This window comes from Vibrio toranzoniae, from assembly GCF_024347655.1.
Taxonomy (GTDB): Bacteria; Pseudomonadota; Gammaproteobacteria; order Enterobacterales; family Vibrionaceae; genus Vibrio; species Vibrio toranzoniae.
The window spans coordinates 863,976-885,011 of sequence record NZ_AP025514.1; the positions used below are offsets into that span (position 1 = coordinate 863,976).

Sequence of the window (21,036 nt, forward strand, 5' to 3'; positions counted from 1 at the left end):
GTGATACGAAATACTGAAAGACAAAAAAGGGTTGATGTTTATCATCAACCCTTTTTGATTTCAATCGATTAGAAAAGTCGAAATCTTACTATTCGCGTTCGTGTATCGCTTGGAAATCACGCTGCTCTTGACCAGTATAAAGCTGACGAGGGCGGCCGATACGATTCGTCGGATCGCTGTGCATTTCATTCCAATGTGCAATCCAGCCGACAGTACGAGACATCGCAAAGATTACCGTAAACATAGATACTGGAATGCCGATTGCTTTCAGAATGATACCTGAGTAGAAATCTACGTTCGGGTATAGCTTCTTAGAAACAAAGTACTCATCTGAAAGAGCGATACGTTCAAGTTCCATGGCTACGTCAAGTAGTGGATCTTGAATATTTAGCTCTTTAAGTACTTCATGACATGCTTCGCGCATTACTGTTGCACGTGGATCGTAGTTTTTGTAAACACGGTGACCAAAGCCCATCAAACGGAATGGGTCATCTTTATCTTTTGCTTTCGCAACGTATTCTTCAATTTGATCTACACTACCGATCTCTTCAAGCATACGCAGACAAGCTTCGTTTGCACCGCCGTGAGCAGGCCCCCAAAGTGATGCGATACCAGCTGCAATACACGCAAACGGATTAGCACCCGATGAACCAGCCAGACGTACAGTAGACGTTGAAGCATTCTGTTCGTGATCTGCGTGTAGGGTTAAAATCTTATCCATAGCACGAGCAACGATAGGATTCACTTCATACTCTTCACATGGGTTTGCAAACATCATGTGTAAAAAGTTTTCCGCGTAACCTAGGTCGTTACGTGGGTAGATAAACGGTTGACCGATTGAATATTTATAACACATTGCGGCCAGTGTTGGCATTTTTGAAATCAAGCGGTAAGCCGCAATTTCACGGTGTGTGTCGTTGTGAATATCAAGTGAGTCGTGGTAGAACGCTGCTAGAGCGCCTACAACACCACACATTACAGCCATAGGGTGAGCGTCACGGCGGAAACCGTGGAAGAAACTAGCAATTTGCTCATGCACCATAGTGTGACGTGTTACGGTAGTCTTGAACTTTTCGTACTGAGTTCGAGATGGGGCTTCACCGTAAAGAAGTATGTAACACACTTCTAAGTAATCAGCGTTATTGGCAAGTTGGTCAATTGGATAACCACGATGTAAAAGAATACCTTTTCCACCGTCAATAAAAGTGATTTGAGACTCACAGGATGCAGTGGCAAGAAAACCAGGGTCAAAAGTGAAAAAACCGTTAGAACCTAGTGTTCGAACATCGATCACAGGCGTACCGAGTACACCCTCTGTAATCGGTAGCTCGATTGGCGCTTGACCTTCAATGTGAAGGGTCGCTTTCTTATCCGCCATAACAATCTCCTTTGTTTATTATTTAATCCATCCAGGATGTTTATGTGCCGTTTTTTTACTGGTCTTACGTGAGAAAGTCAATTTTTCTGCAGCTTTGTGTGCACTTGTTAGTGTTTTTTAGATTAAATTCGTTAAAAGTCTGGTCTGTGTAGCATTATTTGTTACGTCAATTGTATTAGAATGTTGCCAGCCGTATAGTGGCGCTGAAAAGTTTGGTTAAAACCTTATAAACGCAAGGCTAAGAAGAAATGTGAGGTGGCTTTCTTAGTCTAGCGATTAACAATTATTTTACAATTATCTAAGGCTCAACTTCAGTTATTTGTTAAGTTAATGTTAAATTTTGAAGGTTTGCGATCAAATTTTGTCCATAACAATATCATAAGGTTATTTAATGACCATAATGCTCAATGGAGCTGAGTGAGCAAGCCCGTGAAAGAAAGAAAGACAAGACCTGTTAATTTAGATTTACAGACCATCCACTTTCCGATCACAGCAATAGCTTCCATCCTACACCGTGTGTCTGGGGTGATAACTTTTGTCGCGATTGGAATTTTGCTTTGGTTACTATCCATTTCCCTCTCATCCCCAGTAGGCTTTATGGAAGCTAGCGACATTGTCGATGGTTTCTTCGTGAAGTTTATTCTGTGGGGCATTTTAACCGCTTTGGCTTACCACATTGCTGGTGGTATTCGTCACCTTCTTATGGACTTAGGTCACTTTGAAGAGCTGGAGTCTGGAGCTAAGAGCGCTAAGGTTGCATTCGCAGCAACAGCGGTATTGTCTCTATTAGCGGGGATCTTAGTATGGTAAACAACGTTTCCACTTTTGGTCGTAATGGTGTTCACGATTATCTACTTATTCGTGCAACTGCCATCATTATGACTCTTTACACTATCTACCTAGTGAGCTTCTGTGCTTTCTCTGGTGATATCTCTTACGTATCTTGGACTCAATTCTTTGGTGGAACTTTCACTAAAGTATTCACCATGTTAGCGCTTACTTCTGTTTTGGTTCACGCGTGGATCGGATTATGGCAAGTACTAACTGACTACATCAAATGCGCAAAACTGCGTGTTGGTCTTCAAGTCGGTGTTGTTGCAGTTCTTCTTGGATATTTCTTCTCTGGTCTGTTTATTTTGTGGGGTGCGTAAGTGACTATTCCTGTTCGTGAGTTTGATGCCGTAGTTATCGGCGCTGGTGGTGCAGGTATGCGTGCCGCACTGCAAATTTCTGAGCAAGGCCTATCTTGTGCATTGCTTTCTAAAGTTTTCCCTACTCGTTCTCATACGGTTTCAGCACAAGGCGGCATCACTGTTGCTCTTGGTAACGCGCACGAAGACCATTGGGAACAACACATGTACGACACCGTTAAAGGTTCTGATTACATCGGTGACCAAGACGCTATCGAATACATGTGTAAAAACGGTCCTGAGTCGGTAATCGAACTTGAAAAAATGGGCCTACCTTTCTCTCGTTTCGAGAACGGTACTATTTACCAGCGTCCTTTCGGTGGACAATCTAAAAACTTTGGTGGTGAGCAAGCGGCTCGTACTGCAGCTGCAGCCGACCGTACTGGTCACGCACTGCTTCACACACTTTACCAACAAAATATTAAGCACAAAACGACGGTTTTCTCTGAGTGGTATGCACTGGATCTTGTTAAGAACGAAGATGGTGCAATCTTAGGTACAACCGCGCTTTGTATGGAAACGGGCGAAGTTTGCTACTTCAAAGCGAAGGCAACAATCCTTGCGACTGGTGGTGCTGGTCGTATCTACGCTTCGACAACTAACGCACACATTAACACTGGTGATGGTGTTGGTATGGCGATTCGTGCTGGCGTTCCAATGCAAGACATCGAAATGTGGCAGTTCCACCCAACGGGTATCGCTGGCGCAGGTGTATTGGTAACGGAAGGTTGTCGTGGTGAAGGTGGTTACCTTCTCAATAAAGACGGCGAACGCTTCATGGAACGTTACGCACCAAACGCTAAAGACTTAGCGGGTCGTGATGTTGTTGCTCGTTCAATGATGGTTGAAATCCGTGAAGGTCGCGGCTGCGATGGTCCTTGGGGTCCACACATCAAGCTGAAACTTGATCACCTAGGTAAAGAGACACTTGAGTCTCGTCTTCCTGGTGTATGTGAACTGTCTCGTACCTTTGCTCACGTTGATCCAGTGAAAGAGCCAATTCCAGTAATCCCAACATGTCACTACATGATGGGTGGTGTCCCAACACAAGTTTCTGGTCAAGCTATTACGCAAACTGAAGACGGTAGCGATGTTGAAATTCAAGGCTTATTTGCTTGTGGCGAAATCGCATCGGTATCAGTACACGGTGCAAACCGTCTGGGTGGTAACTCACTGCTTGATTTGGTGGTATTTGGTCGTGCGACAGGTCTACACCTAGGTGAGACACTGAAGAAGCAAGACGAAGCGAAACCAGCAACAGAAGCTGACATTGAGCGTTCACTAGAACGTTACAACCGTTGGGAAAACAGTACTGACGGTGAAGACCCAGCGCAAATCCGCAAAGATCTACAGCAATGTATGCAGAACAACTTCTCTGTATTCCGTGAAGGCAAAGCAATGGCGGAAGGCCTAGAAGAGCTTAAAGCGATTCGCGAGCGTCTGAAGAATGCACACCTATCTGACAAATCGACAGAGTTCAACACGCAACGTATCGAGTGTCTAGAACTTGAAAATCTGATGGAAACGGCATTCGCAACGGCTGTTGCTGCAAACTTCCGTACAGAGAGTCGTGGTGCACACGCTCGATTCGATTTCCCTGACCGTGATGATGAGCAGTGGCTATGTCACTCTCTTTACAATCCAGAGTCAGAGAGCATGACTAAGCGCGGTGTCAATATGGAACCTATTCATCGTGAAGCGTTCCCACCTAAAGCTCGTACGTACTAAGGAGATATGATCATGAAACTTAATTTCTCTTTATACCGTTACAATCCGGATGTCGACCAGAAACCTTATATGAAGGAATACACCTTAGAGGTGGATGAAGGTTCAGACATGATGCTTTTGGATGCGCTTATTCTGTTGAAAGAGCAAGATCCAACTATCTCATTCCGTCGCTCATGCCGTGAAGGTGTATGTGGTTCGGATGGTTTGAACATGAATGGTAAAAACGGTCTGGCGTGTATCACTCCATTGTCTGCGCTTTCTGGCCAAGACAAGATTGTGATTCGTCCATTGCCTGGCTTGCCTGTTGTTCGAGACCTGATTGTCGACATGACTCAGTTCTACGATAACTACGAGAAAGTGAAGCCATTCTTAGTGTCTGATGGCAATGTACCACCGGCACGTGAAAACTTACAAAGCCCTGAGGAACGTGCGCACTTAGATGGATTGTACGAATGTATCATGTGTGCATGTTGTACAACATCTTGCCCATCGTTCTGGTGGAACCCTGATAAATTCATCGGGCCAGCAGGCCTGCTAGCGGCGTACCGCTGGCTAATTGATAGCCGAGATACTGCGACAGACGAACGCTTGTCCGATCTTGATGATGCATTTAGCGTTTTTCGTTGCCATGGCATCATGAATTGTGTAAGTGTTTGTCCTAAGGGATTAAATCCGACGAAAGCGATTGGTCACATCAAGACCATGTTAGTGAATCGCTCGGTTTAAGTGATATGAAAAATTGCCGCCCTAGAAGCTTTGGGGCGGCCTTTTAATAGCTCGGCATAGACCGCAGCAAACGTGAAAACTACTGGTTAAGGGAAAATATGCACAACGGCGTGATGAAGGCATGGCTCGAGTCTTCACACTTGGCTGGCGCCAATGCAACGTACGTAGAAGAACTCTACGAACTGTATCTAAGTGACCCCGACTCGGTAAGTGACGAATGGAGAAGTGTTTTCGAAGAATTGCCTGTGCAAGCTTCAGAAACGGTGGAACAACCACACTCTCGCATTCGTGAATACTTCCGTCGACTCGCTCAAGAAACAAAGCATTACAATGTCCAAGTTAGTGATCCAGATGTCGATGCGAAACAAGTAAAGGTTCTGCAACTAATTAATGCTTATCGATTCCGAGGGCATCAAGCAGCAAATCTAGACCCCCTAGGTTTATGGAAAAGAGCGACAGTTGATGAACTGGACCCTTCTTTTCACACTCTTACCGAAGATGACCTCAATGAGACGTTTAACGTCGGCTCTTACGCGATTGGCCAAGAGACGATGGTGCTTAAAGATCTCTACAAATCTCTAAAGCAAACTTATTGTGGCTCTATTGGTGCTGAATACATGCACATGACAAATACAGAGCAAAAGCGTTGGATACAACAACGTTTAGAGTCTGTATCTGGTCAACCCTCTTTCAATAAAGAAGAAAAGCAAGCTTTCCTAGAAGAGCTAACTGCTGCTGAAGGTCTTGAGCGCTATCTTGGTGCTAAATTCCCAGGCGCAAAACGCTTCTCATTGGAAGGTGGTGATGCGTTGATCCCAATGACGAAGGAACTTATTCGTCATGCTGGTGGTCAAGGTATGCGTGAAGTTGTTGTTGGTATGGCGCACCGTGGTCGTCTAAATATGCTGGTCAACGTGCTCGGCAAAAAGCCACAAGACCTATTTGACGAATTTGCAGGTAAGCACGACGACACATGGGGAACTGGGGATGTGAAATACCACCAAGGTTTCTCTGCGGACTTCGCAACACCAGGCGGCAACGTTCACTTAGCATTAGCATTTAACCCATCTCACTTAGAAATTGTAAACCCGGTAGTTATCGGTTCAGTACGTGCTCGCCAAGATCGCCTAGACGATAAAGATGGCAGTCGTGTACTTCCAATTACTATCCACGGTGATTCTGCTATTGCTGGCCAAGGTGTGGTACAAGAGACGTTTAACATGTCTCAAGCGCGTGGTTTCTGTGTAGGCGGTACGGTTCGTATCGTTGTAAATAACCAAGTTGGTTTTACAACATCTAACCCTCGCGATACTCGTTCTACTATGTACTGTACTGATATTGCAAAGATGGTTCAGGCGCCTATTTTCCACGTGAACTCGGATGATCCAGAAGCGGTGGCATTTGTGTCTCGCCTTGCATTAGATTACCGAAATACGTTCAAACGTGATGTTGTTATTGATTTGGTTTGTTACCGTCGCCACGGTCACAACGAAGCCGATGAGCCGAATGCAACACAGCCCTTGATGTATCAAAAAATCAAGAAGCATCCAACACCACGCAAGCTTTATGCAGATGTGTTGATGGAGCGTGGTGAGTTTGGTATTGATACTTCTACGCAACTCGTTAACGAATATCGTGATGCGCTTGATCACGGTGAAGTTGTGGTTAAAGAGTGGCGTCCGATGGCGCTTCATTCAGTAGACTGGTCTCCTTACCTAGGGCACGACTGGAATATTGAGTGGGATAACAAAGTTGATCTCGAGCGTCTAAAAGAGCTTGGTAACAAACTTTGCCAATACCCAGACAGCCATAAGCTGCAAAGCCGAGTCAATAAACTGTACAACGATCGAATTGCCATGGTGAATGGTGAGAAACAAGTCGATTGGGGTATGGCTGAAACTCTGGCTTACGCAACACTGGTTGACGACGGAAAACGTATTCGTATTTCTGGCCAAGATTCTGGTCGTGGTACTTTCTTCCACCGTCACTCAGTACTGCACAACCAATCTGATGCTAGCACGTATGTTCCTCTTGAGAACATTCATGATAAACAAGGGCCATTCCAAGTGTTTGACTCCGTGTTATCTGAAGAAGCTGTACTGGCGTTTGAGTATGGTTACGCGACAGCAGAGCCTGGTGGTCTAACGCTTTGGGAAGCACAATTTGGTGACTTCGCAAACGGTGCACAAGTGGTTATCGACCAATTTATCTCGTCAGGTGAGCAAAAGTGGGCACGTTTATGTGGTCTAACAATGCTACTTCCTCACGGTTATGAAGGCCAAGGCCCTGAGCACTCTTCCGCTCGTCTTGAGCGTTACCTTCAGTTATGTGCTGAACAAAACATGCAGGTTGTTGTTCCTTCAACACCGGCTCAGGTTTACCACATGATCCGCCGTCAGGTTGTTCGTCCAATGCGTCGTCCTCTGATTGTAATGTCACCAAAATCATTGCTTCGTCATCCTCTGTGTACTTCTTCTATGGAAGACTTAGCAGAAGGCACGTTCCAACCAGCTATCGCAGAAATTGATGATCTGGCTCCTGAAAACGTAAAACGCGTCGTATTCTGTTCAGGTAAGGTTTACTTTGACCTACTTGACCAAAGACGTAAGAACGAGCAAGACGATGTCGCTATTGTGCGTATCGAGCAACTTTACCCGTTCCCTTACGAGGACGTGAGAGCTGCAATCGCACAGTACACGAATGTAGTCGATTACGTTTGGTGTCAAGAAGAGCCTCAAAACCAAGGTGCTTGGTACAGTAGCCAACATAATTTCCGAGCTGCTATCCCAGTGGGTGCTGATATTCAATACGCAGGTCGCCCTGCATCAGCTTCACCAGCTGTTGGCTATATGTCGGTACACTTGAAACAACAAAAAGCGTTAGTTGACGACGCTTTGACCCTACTTAAGAACTAGAAGTAAAAGGAAAATACGCACATGACAATTGAAATTCTGGTTCCAGATTTACCTGAATCTGTGGCTGATGCAACAGTTGCTACTTGGCACAAAAAACCGGGTGAAGCGGTTGCACGTGATGAAGTCATTGTAGATATCGAAACAGATAAAGTAGTTCTAGAAGTTCCGGCTCCTGAAGCGGGTGTTCTGGAGGCTATCATCGAAGAAGAGGGTGCTACGGTACTTTCTAAGCAGCTTTTGGCTAAAATCAAACCTGGCGCTGTCGCTGGTGAGCCAACGAAAGATAAAACGGAAGATACAGAATCTTCTCCTGATAAGCGCCACAAAGCTGCGCTTACAGAAGAAAATAACGACGCGCTAAGTCCAGCGGTTCGTCGCTTGCTTGCAGAGCACAACCTACAACCAGCTGACGTTAAAGGCACTGGTGTTGGTGGTCGTATTACTCGTGAAGATATCGACGCACACCTAGCAGCAGCGAAATCGGCGCCGGCAGCAGCATCTGCACCAGCAGTTGAAGCGCCAGCAGTGGCTCGTAGCCAAAAACGCGTACCGATGACTCGCCTACGTAAGACAGTTGCAAACCGTCTTCTAGAAGCGAAGAACAGCACTGCGATGCTGACTACTTTCAACGAAGTGAACATGAAGCCAATCATGGACCTTCGTAAGCAATACAAAGACCAATTCGAGAAGCGTCACGACACGCGTCTTGGCTTCATGTCTTTCTACGTGAAAGCAGTAACAGAAGCGCTAAAACGTTTCCCAGAAGTGAACGCTTCTATCGATGGTACAGATATCGTTTACCACAACTACTTCGACATCAGCATGGCAGTATCAACGCCACGTGGCCTAGTGACTCCAGTATTGAAAGACTGTGACACACTAGGTTTCGCTGATATCGAAAAAGGCATCAAAGAGTTAGCAATCAAAGGCCGTGACGGCAAGCTAACAGTTGATGAACTGATGGGCGGTAACTTCACTATCACAAACGGTGGTGTATTTGGTTCTCTAATGTCTACGCCAATCATCAACCCGCCTCAAGCGGCAATTTTGGGTATGCACAAAATCCAAGATCGTCCAATGGCTGTTGATGGCAAGGTAGAGATTCTACCAATGATGTATCTAGCGCTTTCTTACGACCACCGTCTAATCGATGGCCGTGAATCAGTTGGCTTCCTAGTGACCATCAAAGAGCTACTAGAAGATCCTGCACGTCTGCTATTAGACGTTTAGTATCGCTAAAACGTCTAGTTAACCCCGTTAGCTAGACGTAAAAAGTTTCAAAGGCTAGGCTGCTCAACGTCTGGCCTTCACTTGAACTGTAAAGCCATTAGAAAATGGACAGCAGTTGATTTGAGAAGACCCTACAGACGTAACACAGGAAACTGTGTCGTTATGGAAATAATAATCCCTTAAGGGAAAATAAACGGAATATCAAAATGAATTTGCATGAATACCAAGCCAAACAGCTGTTTGCAGAATTCGGTTTGCCTGTACCAGAAGGTTTCGCATGTGATACTGCACAAGAAGCTTTCGAAGCTGCAGGTCGTATCAGTACAGCCAAGAAAGTCGTTAAGTGTCAAGTACACGCTGGTGGCCGCGGTAAAGCGGGCGGCGTAGAGCTACATGACACAAAAGAAGGCGTTAAAGAGTTTGCACAAAAGTGGCTAGGTAAAAACCTAGTGACTTACCAAACAGACGCTAATGGTCAGCCTGTAACAAAGATCCTAGTTGAAGAAGCATCGAACATTGCTAACGAACTTTACCTAGGTGCTGTTGTTGACCGTGCAACGCGCAAAATTGTATTCATGGCGTCAACTGAAGGCGGTGTGGACATTGAGAAAATCGCTGAAGAAACTCCAGAGTTGATTCACCAGTCAGCGATCGATCCTCTAGTGGGTCCTCAAGCTTACCAAGGCCGTGAACTTGCGTTCAAACTTGGTCTAGTTGGCGATCAAATTAAACAGTTCGTTAAGATCTTCATGGGTCTTGGCCAAATGTTCTCTCAGTACGACCTAGCGCTACTAGAAATCAACCCGCTTGTGATTACTGGCGAAGGCAACCTGCTTTGTCTAGACGGCAAGATCAACATCGACTCAAACGCGATGTACCGTCAGCCTAAACTACGTGAAATGCACGATCCATCTCAAGAAGATGAGCGCGAAGCACACGCAGCACAGTGGGAACTGAACTACGTAGCACTAGATGGCAACGTTGGCTGTATGGTTAACGGTGCAGGCCTTGCGATGGGTACGATGGATATCGTAAACCTACACGGCGGCAAGCCAGCAAACTTCCTTGATGTAGGCGGCGGCGCGACAAAAGAACGTGTAGCTGAAGCATTCAAGATCATCCTTTCTGATGATAATGTTAAAGCAGTACTCGTAAACATCTTCGGTGGCATCGTTCGTTGTGACATGATCGCTGAAGGTATTATCGGTGCGGTTAAAGAAGTTGGCGTAACCGTTCCTGTCGTTGTTCGTCTAGAAGGTACCAACGCAGACCTAGGTCGCGAAGTACTTGCTAATTCTGATGTTGATATCATTGCAGCTGAATCTCTAACAGATGCTGCTCAGAAAGTTGTTGCTGCTGCGGAGGCTAAATAATGTCTGTATTAATTAACAAAGACACTAAAGTAATCTGTCAGGGTTTCACTGGCGGTCAAGGTACATTCCACTCAGACCAAGCTATCGCATACGGTACGCAAATGGTTGGTGGTGTTTCACCTGGTAAGGGTGGTCAAACTCACCTAGGCCTTCCAGTATTCAACACAGTACGTGAAGCAGTGGAAGTAACTGGTGCAACAGCAACCGTTATCTACGTACCAGCACCTTTTTGTAAAGATGCAATCCTAGAAGCGATTGATGCAGGTATCGAACTGATCGTAACGATCACTGAAGGTATCCCTACAACAGACATGATCGACGTTAAAGTGAAGCTAGAAGAAACTGGCGTTCGCATGATCGGTCCTAACTGTCCAGGTCTTATCACTCCAGACGAGTGTAAGATTGGTATCATGCCTGGTCATATCCACAAGAAGGGTAAAGTAGGTATCGTATCTCGCAGCGGTACTCTGACGTACGAAGCAGTTAAGCAAACAACAGATGAAGGCTTTGGTCAGTCTACATGTGTTGGTATCGGTGGTGACCCTATCCCGGGTTCAAACTTCATTGATATCCTAAAACTTTTCCAAGAAGACCCAGAGACTGAAGCAATCGTAATGATTGGTGAGATCGGTGGTACTGCGGAAGAAGAAGCGGCTGAGTTCATCAAAGCGAACGTAACTAAACCAGTAGTTTCTTACATCGCTGGTGTTACTGCTCCTCCGGGTAAACGTATGGGCCACGCAGGCGCAATCATCTCTGGCGGTAAAGGTACTGCTGAAGATAAATTCGCAGCACTAGAAGCAGCAGGCGTTAAGACAGTTAAGTCTCTTGCTGAGATCGGTAAAGGCCTACGTGAAATCACAGGTTGGTAATCAGCTAACTTTTATCGAATGAGATAGAAGCTAACTGAACGATATTAAAAAGGCTTGGTCACTGACCAAGCTTTTTTTGTATGTCTTCAATGATACGAGATACGAGATACGAGATACGAGATACAAATCGTATGATTACGCTCGGGTTTTGACCATCTGAGATAGCATAAACATTGCAGCTGCACTGATAACCACAGAAGGGCCTGCAGGCGTGTCATAGAACCAAGATAAGCTTAATCCACCGAATACAGCGATAGAGCCAATAATCGATGCGAGGAATGCCATCTGCTCAGGGGTATTGGAGAACTTCCTTGCCGTTGCTGCAGGAATGATCAGTAGCGATGTCATTATTAACGCACCGACAAACTTCATACCCACCGCGATAACAATACCAACTAGTAGCATCAAGATAAGACGCATTAAATCAATGTTTATACCGTCAACAGCTGCGAGGTCTTCGTTGACCGTCGTTGATAATAGTGGTCGCCAAAAGATAGCCAGTACCAGTCCAATTACAGCGGCACCCGCATAGATGAACACTAAATCAGTCGGAGATACCGCCAGCAAGTCACCAAATAGATAGCTCATCAGATCAACACGAACATTATCTAAGAAGCTGACAGCAACCAAACCAAGTGATAGTGCACTGTGCGCCAAAATACCGAGTAGGGTATCGGTCGCGACGAGCTTTTGTTTTTGCAGTGTCACGAGCAACACAGCCAGCATCAAACAGCAAATCAACAGCGCAAAGTACAAATTAATATTGAACAGGAAACCAAGCGCTAAGCCCATTAGAGAGGCGTGTGCAAGGGTGTCACCAAAGTAAGCCATCTTGCGCCACACCACGAACGAACCCAGTGGGCCAGCAATAAGAGCAATGCCTAGGCCTGCAAGAATAGAAGGTAGAAGAAACTCAAGCATTAGTGGTGATGTCCGTGTTTATGGTTGGAGCAGTCGTGCACATCCCCAGAAACTGGCTGGCCGGTCAAGTCATGGTGATGGTGGTCATGTTGGTGGTGGTAGAAAGCCAAACTCTCTTGAACCGCAGTACCAAATAGCGCGATATAAGAAGGGTGATGTTTAATATCAGCCGGTGCGCCAGAGCAACAGATGTGGTGATGCAAACAGATCACGTCGTCTGTTTTTGCCATCACTAAATGCAAGTCATGTGAAACCATAAACACAGCGCAACCGAAGCGGTGACGAATGGAATCGATCAGATCGTAAAGATCGATTTGGCCTTGTACATCAACACCTTGTGCGGGCTCATCAAGAACGAGCAGGTCGGGTCTTTTCAATAATGAGCGAGCGATCAGCACACGTTGGTTTTCACCACCAGACAGTTGATGCATGTTACTTTTCATTAGGTGCTCAGCGCCCACTAGCATCAAAGATTCTAGAATTTCTTGCTTGCTGAATTTTCCGGTGAGCTTAAGAAAACGCTCTACATTGAGAGGCAGAGAGTCGTTCAGCTTTAGCTTTTGAGGAACGTAACCAATTTTTAGTTTTTTTGATTTGGTGATCTCTCCGGAATATTTGTGCTGGAGCCCCAGTAGTACCTTAACTAAGGTTGATTTTCCCGCGCCATTTGGCCCAATTAGGGTAGTGATTCTACCACGCTCTAAATTTAGAGAGATGTTGTCTAAAACTTTTCGACCGTCAAATTCGACGCTCACAGAATCTAGTTGGATTAAGTTATCCATGAATAGAACTCATTTGCAATTCGCTAATGTTATAATGTAACATTTACCTCAAGCCTAAGCTACTTTTCTATTATCGAGGGATTATGTCACGTTCATTTTTTATACTTGCTACTTTGCTTTTAGCGCCAAGTGTTGCAAGTGCCAATACTATTTTAACAAGTTTTAAACCAATTCAAATGATTGTGACGGAATTAACGCAAGGCGTTAGTGAACCGGGTGTGTTGATGAACAGCAACGCTTCGCCGCACGATTATGCGCTTAAGCCATCTGATGTGAAAAAAGTTCACAGTGCAGACATGGTGGTTTGGTTCGGTCCTGACCTAGAAGCCTTCTTGACGAAAGTGATCGGTTCAAAAGAGAACGTTATCCAGATCAGTGAGATCCCTGGTATTAACTTGAGAGAGTTCGGACATGAAGAGCATGATCACGATGCCCATGAAGGACATAACCACGGCAGCCATGATCCTCACTTCTGGTTAGGTATCGATCAGGTTGAGGTAGCAGCAAAATACATCTCAGCTAAGTTGATTGAATCTGATCCTGACAACGCAATGGCGTATCAAGAGAATTTAGATTCATTCTTGATTACTCTGAAAGAAAAACAGCAGTCAATTCGCGAACAACTTGCGCCAGTAAAAGACAAAGGTTACTACGTGTTCCATGATGCGTATGGCTACTTTGAGCAAGAGTTTGAGTTGAATAACCTAGGTCACTTCACGGTAAGCCCTGAACGTAAACCGGGTGCAAAAAGCCTAATTGCTATCAAGAAAACCCTAGTGCGTGAGAATGTTCAGTGTGTGTTCTCTGAGCCTCAATTTACGCCTGCTGTAATAGAATCAGTGACGCGCGGAAGCAATGCGAAGCAAGGTCAACTTGATCCAATCGGTTCAACCGTTGAAGTGAAGAGCGGAAGTTATTTCGATTTTCTTCAACAAGTTACAGACAGCTACACGAGCTGCCTAAGTGCTAAGTAATCGCTAGAGAGTATTCCTTACTCTAGTTTGCTCTCGTTAATTTATGAATCATGCCGCTTTTTGCGGCATTTTCGTGACCGCTAAGATAAAACCTTCCAACAAATCGCAAACCTCCTTTCTCCTTTGTTAATTTCAGCTAAAATAGAAAGATAATAATAAGCACAAAAAAACTCAGTTTTTGGTTAAGCAACGATAAGCGTTGTGGGCACACAAATTTTCATGTGTTTTTTCTGTTCAGGATTTAAAGTTGTATCGAATTATCTTCAAAATGTTCATATTAATGAGCATTTCATTTAGCGTTCTTGCGGTAAATACATCATCCTCTGTTTTCTACCCTTTGCCCGTTCAAGCGCAAGGGAACTTTCTTGCGGCTAAAAAGCTATACCTGGGTGCCGGAGGTGGGCTCTGGCTTCATGATGTACATGGAAAAATACTTTTTTATGATGGTCGAACCCTGTTTCCTAGAAAGGGTAGCCTTTTGCAATTCTCCTCAGAAAGGGTCGCGTTTCTTAATGATGAATTTTGGACTTTTTTCGATAATGAGGTGTATCGACATAGCCCAGGTATTGGCAATGAGCTTGTATTTAGTCTCAGCCCTGGTTCTGAGATCGCGAATATCGGATCATCTGGTGATTTTATATGGGTGACAGATGGCAGTAATTTTTATACTTACAACACCCAGTCTTTAGAATTTGATACCTATTCACTGCTCAAGTTATATCGATATAACAACAGTAGTGACATTGTAATTAATGACGCTGAAAAGGTGCTGTCGAAGTGGGTGTTAGCGACAAACGCAGGTGTTTACCTTTCAGAGGACCAAGAGTTTACTCATGTCAAAGCATCAGAGAAGAACCATATTGAGACGGTTTATTTCTCGAAGGCAAGACGAGAGCTCGTGATTGGTACATTAAATGGTGCAGTGATTGTCGATCTCACTAATTCAAATAAAGAGACTTGGGTTCGTGGGTCGCATGTCCTCTCTTTTGCTGAAACGCCTGACCAATATTGGATAGGCACGGAACATGGACTTATTAGCTATAATTTTATTACGGGTAAAATTACACGATTTGCACAATCGACCAATCAAGGTTTTTCGTTACCAGGCGAGAAAATATATTCGCTGGTAAACGACCACGCTGGTGGAATGTGGATCGCGACGAATAATGGGATTCGGTACTTCTCATTGTTCAGCAAGACGTTCTCCAGAACGCCATTAGATGAGATTGACATGCATTCTAGTAATGTCGTGATAAATAAGGTATTGCCAGTTAATGACCGTAGGTCTTGGATTGCGTCTTCAATGGGGCTGTATTTAGCCGACTCTGATAGCGATGAACGTCCGATTCGTGTTTATCCCAAACCAGTTCAAGATATTGAGATGTTTTCCTCCTCTATTTGGCTTGCGACCGAAGAGGGAATAATTAGCTTTGATACTAATACCTTAAAGCCTAGACCTCTAGATTTACCAAGAGCAATCGTGGGCGTACACGTCGAAAACTTTGCACTTCAGGCAAACCAAGTTCTTTGGATGAGTTCTGGGCAAAACCTTTATTCTTTATCTATTGAGGCAATGGAACTGACATCTTATGGAGCAGATTGGTTAGTTGATAAGTTTTTGCCGGCGAAAATAACGGCTCTCGATATAGGCTTAAAAGACAGCATTTATATCGGCACGGATCACGGTTTTTATTCCTTTGTTGATAAAAGAATCAGTTTTAGCCGTTCAAGTGAACGATTTGGCAAAGTGCTTGATATCGAGAAAGCCAAAGATGGGTCGCAGTGGTTTGCTAGTAGTTACGGCGTATACCGAATTCCTTATGATACCAACGTCATCGAAGAGGTTGCTCTCATTGAAGATAACATTAGCCCTAATTGCTTGATTAGTGACGATGATGGTATTTGGTTAGGGTCCTCAAAAGGTATTAGCTACTATGGACTCGATGGGCAATTGTATAAACACATCGGCTCTCCATTTGGTTTAATTAATAATGAGTTGTCAGTTGGCGCTTGCACGGTGTTTTATAGTGAAGAAAGTCAATCATCCAGACTGGTCTTGGGCTCTAAGTATGGTGTAGTGAGTGCATTGTCTAATGAGCTATTGGTATCAACAACTCCTCATAGCCGAGCATTGCTTAGTAAGATAAGTGTCAATCAACAAACCGTATCACTTGGCGGAAAAGCGGTTGATTTAGAGGAAATGCCTTACGGTTCATCCATTAGTTTTAAGCTTGGTATTTTACCTGCATCATTTGCACCCGCTATGGAATATCGACTGAACGACGATGAACCTTGGAGCGAATTTGAGGGGGGGCTATTAACATTGGATCATTTACTTCCTGGTGATTACACACTTGAAGTTAAACCAGTGCAGGACTCTCACTATCGATTTGTGTCTACTACCCAAAGCTTTTCAATTGCAGAGCCTTGGTACTTGAGTCGCTGGGCTGTAGCGAGCTCTTTTATTATATTAATCGGCTTGGTTACTGTTCTCGTTTTTTGGCGCTCGCGCTATGTCACTTTTGCCAACAGACACCTAAAAGCGCAAGTCGCATTAAAAACGGACCAAATGAGGCACCAAAGTCGCATCTTGTTGACAACCAATCAACAACTTAAAAAACAGCTGTTGGTTAAAAATGTTTTAGTATCTCATACAGCGAAAGAGCTTTCCGATGAAGTCAGCCATGTTGCTGCGCTGCTTCCTAGTTGGAATGATGACCTAGGTCGGTCACCAATCCTGGCATTGAAAAACGGGCTTGCTCAACTTAGTAATAGCCAAGAAGAATCGGGGACTGTTTGTTGCGATGTGATCTTAGTTTTGGAATCTGTGCTTAAAGCGTGGAAAAGTGAGTTGGCAAAAACAGGTATTGAGCTCGATGTTAAAGTTGAAACTAAGTACAGACATGTGTCGTTGCTGTATTTCAATCTGGATATCATTTTTAACAGCCTAGTTGCGAGCATCATTAAGAGAAATTTTAAATCGCAGAGCATGTTGGTCTTAGTAGAAGAGGTGGAAGAGCATTTAGTCGTTACCATTCGCGATCATGGCATGCCTTTCCCCAAATTAGCTTCATCGATAAATGAGAGCAATGGAAAGCCAACAGATATTAATATCGATAAATTACCGTTATTGATGAATCAAAGCGGTGGTCAACTTAACGTTTTTGTCTCTGACTCTCAGAATAAGATTCAGCTTTCGTGGCCTATCGAGTTTCAAGTGTTAGACAGGCTCGAAGCAAGTACGATTGAGAGAATTGAAACCATCAAACATGCAACCTCAACGCCTGAGCAACAGAAACTTAGCGCAGAACAAGAGTGGCAAAATAAAGTGTCTCAGCTTGTTAGTGAGCACTATGCCGATGCGGAGTTTGGTACTGCAACTGCTGCTAAATACCTGTTTATGTCTGAGAGAAGCTTACAACGGCGCTTCAAATCTGCCTATGATAAAACATTTAAAGAACACCTTAACGAGGTTCGTCTGGAGCATGCGTGTGAAAGGTTATTGGCCGGAGAAAAGGTATCAGACGTCGCTTTTGACTCAGGCTTCAATGACCCTTCCTATTTCAGCCAGCGGTTTAAGCACCATTTTGGTATGTCTCCGTCTAAGTTTGCGGAAAATAACGAAGATTGATCAGTTGCGGCGCAAAAATAGATAAATATACAGGAGCCTCGACATTAGTGTTGGGGCTTTTTTATGAGATATGGGGGCTAGAAGTATTCAATGTTTTTGTGGATAGAGAGATTGGAAACGAAAAAAAATATCGTGGTATAGCCGGGGGACTATACCACGGGTGCCAAGGGCACCTTCGCTTGCTGCCGGAGTGATATGGAAAACCACATCACCTCTGGAATAAAATTAAAGAGAAGGAGTTTCTCTTCGATGGAGTAACTATACGGTTTGCTACTTATTTTACTTATAAAATTAACGCCAGATATCTGTGATAAATACGACAATGTTGTAACTTGTTGATATATATGTACTTGTTTGGTGTTTTTATGATTGATAGCCATAGGAAAGACCTCGATAACTGTTGAAAATAACGTTTTTGACGTAAACGGTTTTAACGAAATTTACGAGTATGTATTTCCGAAAACTTTGATTTTACACAATAGAATTGTGGTCATGCATGTGTATTATGACGCTAATAACAATATTTCTCATTATCAGTCACAGATTGGGTACTTATGAAACTCTCACAACTAGAGCAAGGCAAAGCGGCTTCTATTGTTGCGCTAACCGGTTTAACACCAGAAGTTAGAAAAAAACTTATGGTCATGGGTATGTTGCCGAAAACCGAGGTGACTCTGATTCGCCGTGCACCTATGGGGGATCCGCTTCAAGTTGAAGTGAGAGGGGTTTCAATTGCCATTCGTGAAAGCATCGCAGAACAAATCGAGGTTATCTAAATGGATTATCAAGTTCTCACCGTTGGTAACCCGAATAGTGGTAAAACAACATTATTTAATGCATTGACTGGTGCCAAGCAGCACGTTGGTAACTGGGTTGGTGTAACTGTAGAGAAAAAGACAGGTGTATATTCGCACGCTGGTGATCAGTTCCAGCTTACCGACTTACCAGGTATCTATGCGCTAGACAGTGGTAATGACGCGAACAGCATCGATGAGTCGATTGCATCTCGCGCGGTTCTTACTCATCCAGCGGACGTAATCATTAATGTGGTAGATGCAAGCTGTCTGGAACGAAGCTTATACATGACATTACAGCTGCGAGAGTTGGGAAGACCAATGATCGTTGTATTGAACAAAATGGATGTACTAAAGCGCGAGCGCCAGACGATTAACCTTAAAGCGCTTGAGAAAGAGCTTGGTTGTCCAGTATTAAGCTTGTCTGCAAACGACAAAGGCCAAGTGGTTCGCTTTAAAGAACGCCTACATAAATTGCTTGTTCAAGGTGTGAGCCTTGATCCGATCTCTATTGATTACGACGCAGCATTAGAAGCGCTTATCCCTTCTGTTGAATCACAATTTGATGATGCTGATGTTTCTCACCGAGCTCTGGCAATTCGTGCTTTAGAAAATGATTACTTGGTATTGAATGGACTGGCTCCTCAAACTCGTACTCAAATTGATGGCGTACGTCTTGGTGCTGACTTTGATATCGACCTTGCAGTCGCTGACGCGAAATACACATTCTTACATGACCTTTGTAAACGAGTGCGTCGTAGCGAAGGCAAGCTAAGCCGCAACTTCACAGAAAAAGCAGACCAATTCATTCTGAACAAATGGGTCGGTATTCCTTTCTTCTTTGTGATCATGTACTTGATGTTCATGTTCTCTATCAATATCGGTAGTGCGTTTATCGACTTCTTTGATATCGGTGTTGGAGCTATTTTGGTTGATGGCGGTCATCACCTATTAGATGGTTACTTGCCTGTTTGGCTAGTCACTGTATTGGCTGATGGTATCGGTGGTGGTATTCAAACCGTTGCGACCTTCATTCCGGTTATTGCAGCTCTTTACTTGTTCTTAGCAGTGCTTGAAAGCTCAGGCTACATGGCTCGTGCGGCATTTGTACTTGATAAAGTGATGCAGAAGATTGGTCTGCCGGGCAAAGCGTTTGTACCACTGGTGCTTGGTTTTGGTTGTAACGTGCCTTCAATCATGGCAACTCGTACACTTGACCAAGAGCGCGAACGTAAACTTGCTGCATCAATGGCGCCGTTTATGTCATGTGGTGCTCGTCTTCCTGTATACGCACTGTTCGCAGCGGCATTCTTCCCAGGTGCTGGACAAAACGTGGTATTCGCTCTGTACATCATGGGTATTGTAGCTTCTGTGTTTACGGGTCTGTTCCTCAAGAACACCATCTACCCAGGTAGCAGCGATAGCTTAGTAATGGAAATGCCAGATTACGAATTGCCGACAGTGCAGAACGTAATGCTTAAAACGTGGCAAAAACTGAAGCGTTTCGTACTTGGTGCAGGTAAAACAATTGTAATGGTTGTGGCAATCCTGAGCTTCTTGAACTCGCTAGGTATGGACGGCAGCTTTGGTAATGAAGACAGCGAGAACTCTGTGTTGTCTAAAGCGGCACAAGTAGTGACTCCTGTGTTCCAACCCATTGGTATTACTGAAGAAAACTGGCCTGCGACGGTTGGTATTATTACAGGTATTTTCGCAAAAGAAGCCGTTGTAGGTACATTAAACAGCCTATACACAACGCCTTCTGATGAAGAAGCAGCTGAATTTGATTTAGCAGCAAGCTTGCAAGAAGCGGTGATGACGATTCCTGAAAACCTGTCTGGTTTGAGCTACTCAGATCCACTAGGTATTGAAGTGGGTGACTTATCAGACTCTGGCTCAGTGGCTGAAGATCAAGAAGTTGATTCATCTATCTTTGGTAACCTGAAAAACAAGTTTGTTTCCGGCCATGCGGCATTCGCTTACTTGATTCTTATCCTGCTTTACACACCTTGTGTTGCTGCAATGGGTGCTTATGTACGTGAGTTCGGCCAGACGTTTGCACGCTTCATTGCAGTTTGGACAATGGCGCTTGGCTACTTTGGGGCGACCTTCTATTACCAAGCGGCAAACTTTGCTGCGCACCCAGTGACAAGTGCTGTGTGGATGGTGGTAATTGCTGGTGGCTTTGTGGTGACATATCGCGTGTTCAAGAAAATTGGTAACAAGCAGAAGGCGCTAGAGGTGCAAGTCGTATGATCTTAACTGAACTTCATCAATACATAGACAGCCAAGGTGTCGCGGCTCGTAAAGAACTCGCTGCAAAGTTTGGAATGAGTGAAGATGGCGTCGATGCGATGCTAGGTGTGTGGGTCAAGAAAGGGAAAATTTCTCGCTTGGTCGATACTAACAAGCATGGCCATACAACGCGCATTCGCTACACAATCAGCAAGCAAGATGGCCTGTCGCTTAATGTGATGATGTAGTTTTGGTTTTATACTCTCGTTGAAACGGCGAGATTAGAC

16 protein-coding genes are annotated in these 21,036 nt (G+C 44.4%); 13 read left to right on the forward strand and 3 right to left on the reverse strand.

The annotated features are described in order from the left end of the window. Positions 1 to 88 precede the first annotated feature (88 nt). A complete protein-coding gene (locus OCU50_RS03895) occupies positions 89 to 1,378 on the reverse strand; it encodes a citrate synthase (protein WP_017056404.1) in 1,290 nt (429 codons plus the stop codon). 417 nt (positions 1,379 to 1,795) lie between these two features. Here OCU50_RS03895 and sdhC point away from each other — a divergent pair, with 417 nt between their 5' ends. The 8 genes from sdhC to sucD all read left to right on the forward strand — a co-directional run bounded on the left by sdhC (position 1,796) and on the right by sucD (position 11,412). Further along, positions 1,796 to 2,188, forward strand: coding sequence for a succinate dehydrogenase cytochrome b556 subunit (gene sdhC / locus OCU50_RS03900; RefSeq protein WP_019820486.1), 393 nt, complete (start codon positions 1,796 to 1,798; stop codon positions 2,186 to 2,188). Beyond that, entirely contained in the window at positions 2,182 to 2,529 is a 348-nt protein-coding gene (gene sdhD, locus OCU50_RS03905; protein ID WP_017056406.1) for a succinate dehydrogenase, hydrophobic membrane anchor protein, read from the forward strand. Before sdhC ends, sdhD begins: the two co-directional genes overlap by 7 nt. Then, on the forward strand, positions 2,530 to 4,296 hold the full coding sequence (gene sdhA / locus OCU50_RS03910; protein ID WP_060468257.1) for a succinate dehydrogenase flavoprotein subunit: 1,767 nt from the start codon (positions 2,530 to 2,532) through the stop codon (positions 4,294 to 4,296). It abuts the gene before it with no gap. A gap of 12 nt (positions 4,297 to 4,308) precedes the next feature. After that, the gene (locus OCU50_RS03915) at positions 4,309 to 5,022 is read left to right on the forward strand and encodes a succinate dehydrogenase iron-sulfur subunit (RefSeq protein WP_017056408.1); all 714 of its coding nucleotides are present in this window, start codon (positions 4,309 to 4,311) and stop codon (positions 5,020 to 5,022) included. A 98-nt stretch (positions 5,023 to 5,120) separates the two neighbouring features. Then, entirely contained in the window at positions 5,121 to 7,937 is a 2,817-nt protein-coding gene (gene sucA, locus OCU50_RS03920; protein ID WP_060468256.1) for a 2-oxoglutarate dehydrogenase E1 component, read from the forward strand. A gap of 21 nt (positions 7,938 to 7,958) precedes the next feature. Next, entirely contained in the window at positions 7,959 to 9,167 is a 1,209-nt protein-coding gene (odhB, locus tag OCU50_RS03925) for a 2-oxoglutarate dehydrogenase complex dihydrolipoyllysine-residue succinyltransferase (protein WP_060468255.1), read from the forward strand. Positions 9,168 to 9,373: 206 nt separating this feature from the next. After that, entirely contained in the window at positions 9,374 to 10,540 is a 1,167-nt protein-coding gene (gene sucC / locus OCU50_RS03930; RefSeq protein WP_010436793.1) for an ADP-forming succinate--CoA ligase subunit beta, read from the forward strand. Beyond that, positions 10,540 to 11,412: a succinate--CoA ligase subunit alpha gene (gene sucD, locus OCU50_RS03935; RefSeq protein ID WP_060468254.1), complete on the forward strand. Its 873-nt coding sequence runs from the start codon at positions 10,540 to 10,542 to the stop codon at positions 11,410 to 11,412. The genes sucC and sucD overlap by 1 nt, the downstream gene beginning before the upstream one ends. 135 nt (positions 11,413 to 11,547) lie before the next feature. Here sucD and znuB read toward each other — a convergent pair whose 3' ends face one another. Both znuB and znuC read right to left on the reverse strand, forming a co-directional pair. After that, positions 11,548 to 12,333, reverse strand: a complete 786-nt coding sequence (gene znuB, locus OCU50_RS03940) for a zinc ABC transporter permease subunit ZnuB (RefSeq protein WP_060468253.1) — start codon at positions 12,331 to 12,333, stop codon at positions 11,548 to 11,550. Then, positions 12,333 to 13,115, reverse strand: coding sequence for a zinc ABC transporter ATP-binding protein ZnuC (znuC, locus tag OCU50_RS03945; protein ID WP_060468252.1), 783 nt, complete (start codon positions 13,113 to 13,115; stop codon positions 12,333 to 12,335). The genes znuB and znuC overlap by 1 nt, the downstream gene beginning before the upstream one ends. Before the next feature lie 83 nt (positions 13,116 to 13,198). Here znuC and znuA point away from each other — a divergent pair, with 83 nt between their 5' ends. The 5 genes from znuA to OCU50_RS03970 all read left to right on the forward strand — a co-directional run bounded on the left by znuA (position 13,199) and on the right by OCU50_RS03970 (position 20,997). Then, positions 13,199 to 14,089 carry a zinc ABC transporter substrate-binding protein ZnuA gene (gene znuA / locus OCU50_RS03950; protein WP_060468251.1) on the forward strand — a complete coding sequence of 297 codons (891 nt, stop codon included), beginning with the start codon at positions 13,199 to 13,201 and terminating at the stop codon, positions 14,087 to 14,089. A gap of 280 nt (positions 14,090 to 14,369) precedes the next feature. Beyond that, positions 14,370 to 17,720, forward strand: coding sequence for an AraC family transcriptional regulator (locus tag OCU50_RS03955; RefSeq protein WP_060468250.1), 3,351 nt, complete (start codon positions 14,370 to 14,372; stop codon positions 17,718 to 17,720). 554 nt (positions 17,721 to 18,274) lie between these two features. After that, positions 18,275 to 18,496 (forward strand): FeoA family protein, encoded by a 222-nt coding sequence (locus OCU50_RS03960; RefSeq protein WP_008221191.1) that lies wholly within the window; start codon positions 18,275 to 18,277, stop codon positions 18,494 to 18,496. After that, positions 18,497 to 20,770 (forward strand): Fe(2+) transporter permease subunit FeoB, encoded by a 2,274-nt coding sequence (gene feoB, locus OCU50_RS03965; RefSeq protein ID WP_060468249.1) that lies wholly within the window; start codon positions 18,497 to 18,499, stop codon positions 20,768 to 20,770. Then, positions 20,767 to 20,997, forward strand: a complete 231-nt coding sequence (locus OCU50_RS03970; RefSeq protein WP_017630655.1) for a FeoC-like transcriptional regulator — start codon at positions 20,767 to 20,769, stop codon at positions 20,995 to 20,997. Before feoB ends, OCU50_RS03970 begins: the two co-directional genes overlap by 4 nt. Positions 20,998 to 21,036 lie beyond the last annotated feature (39 nt).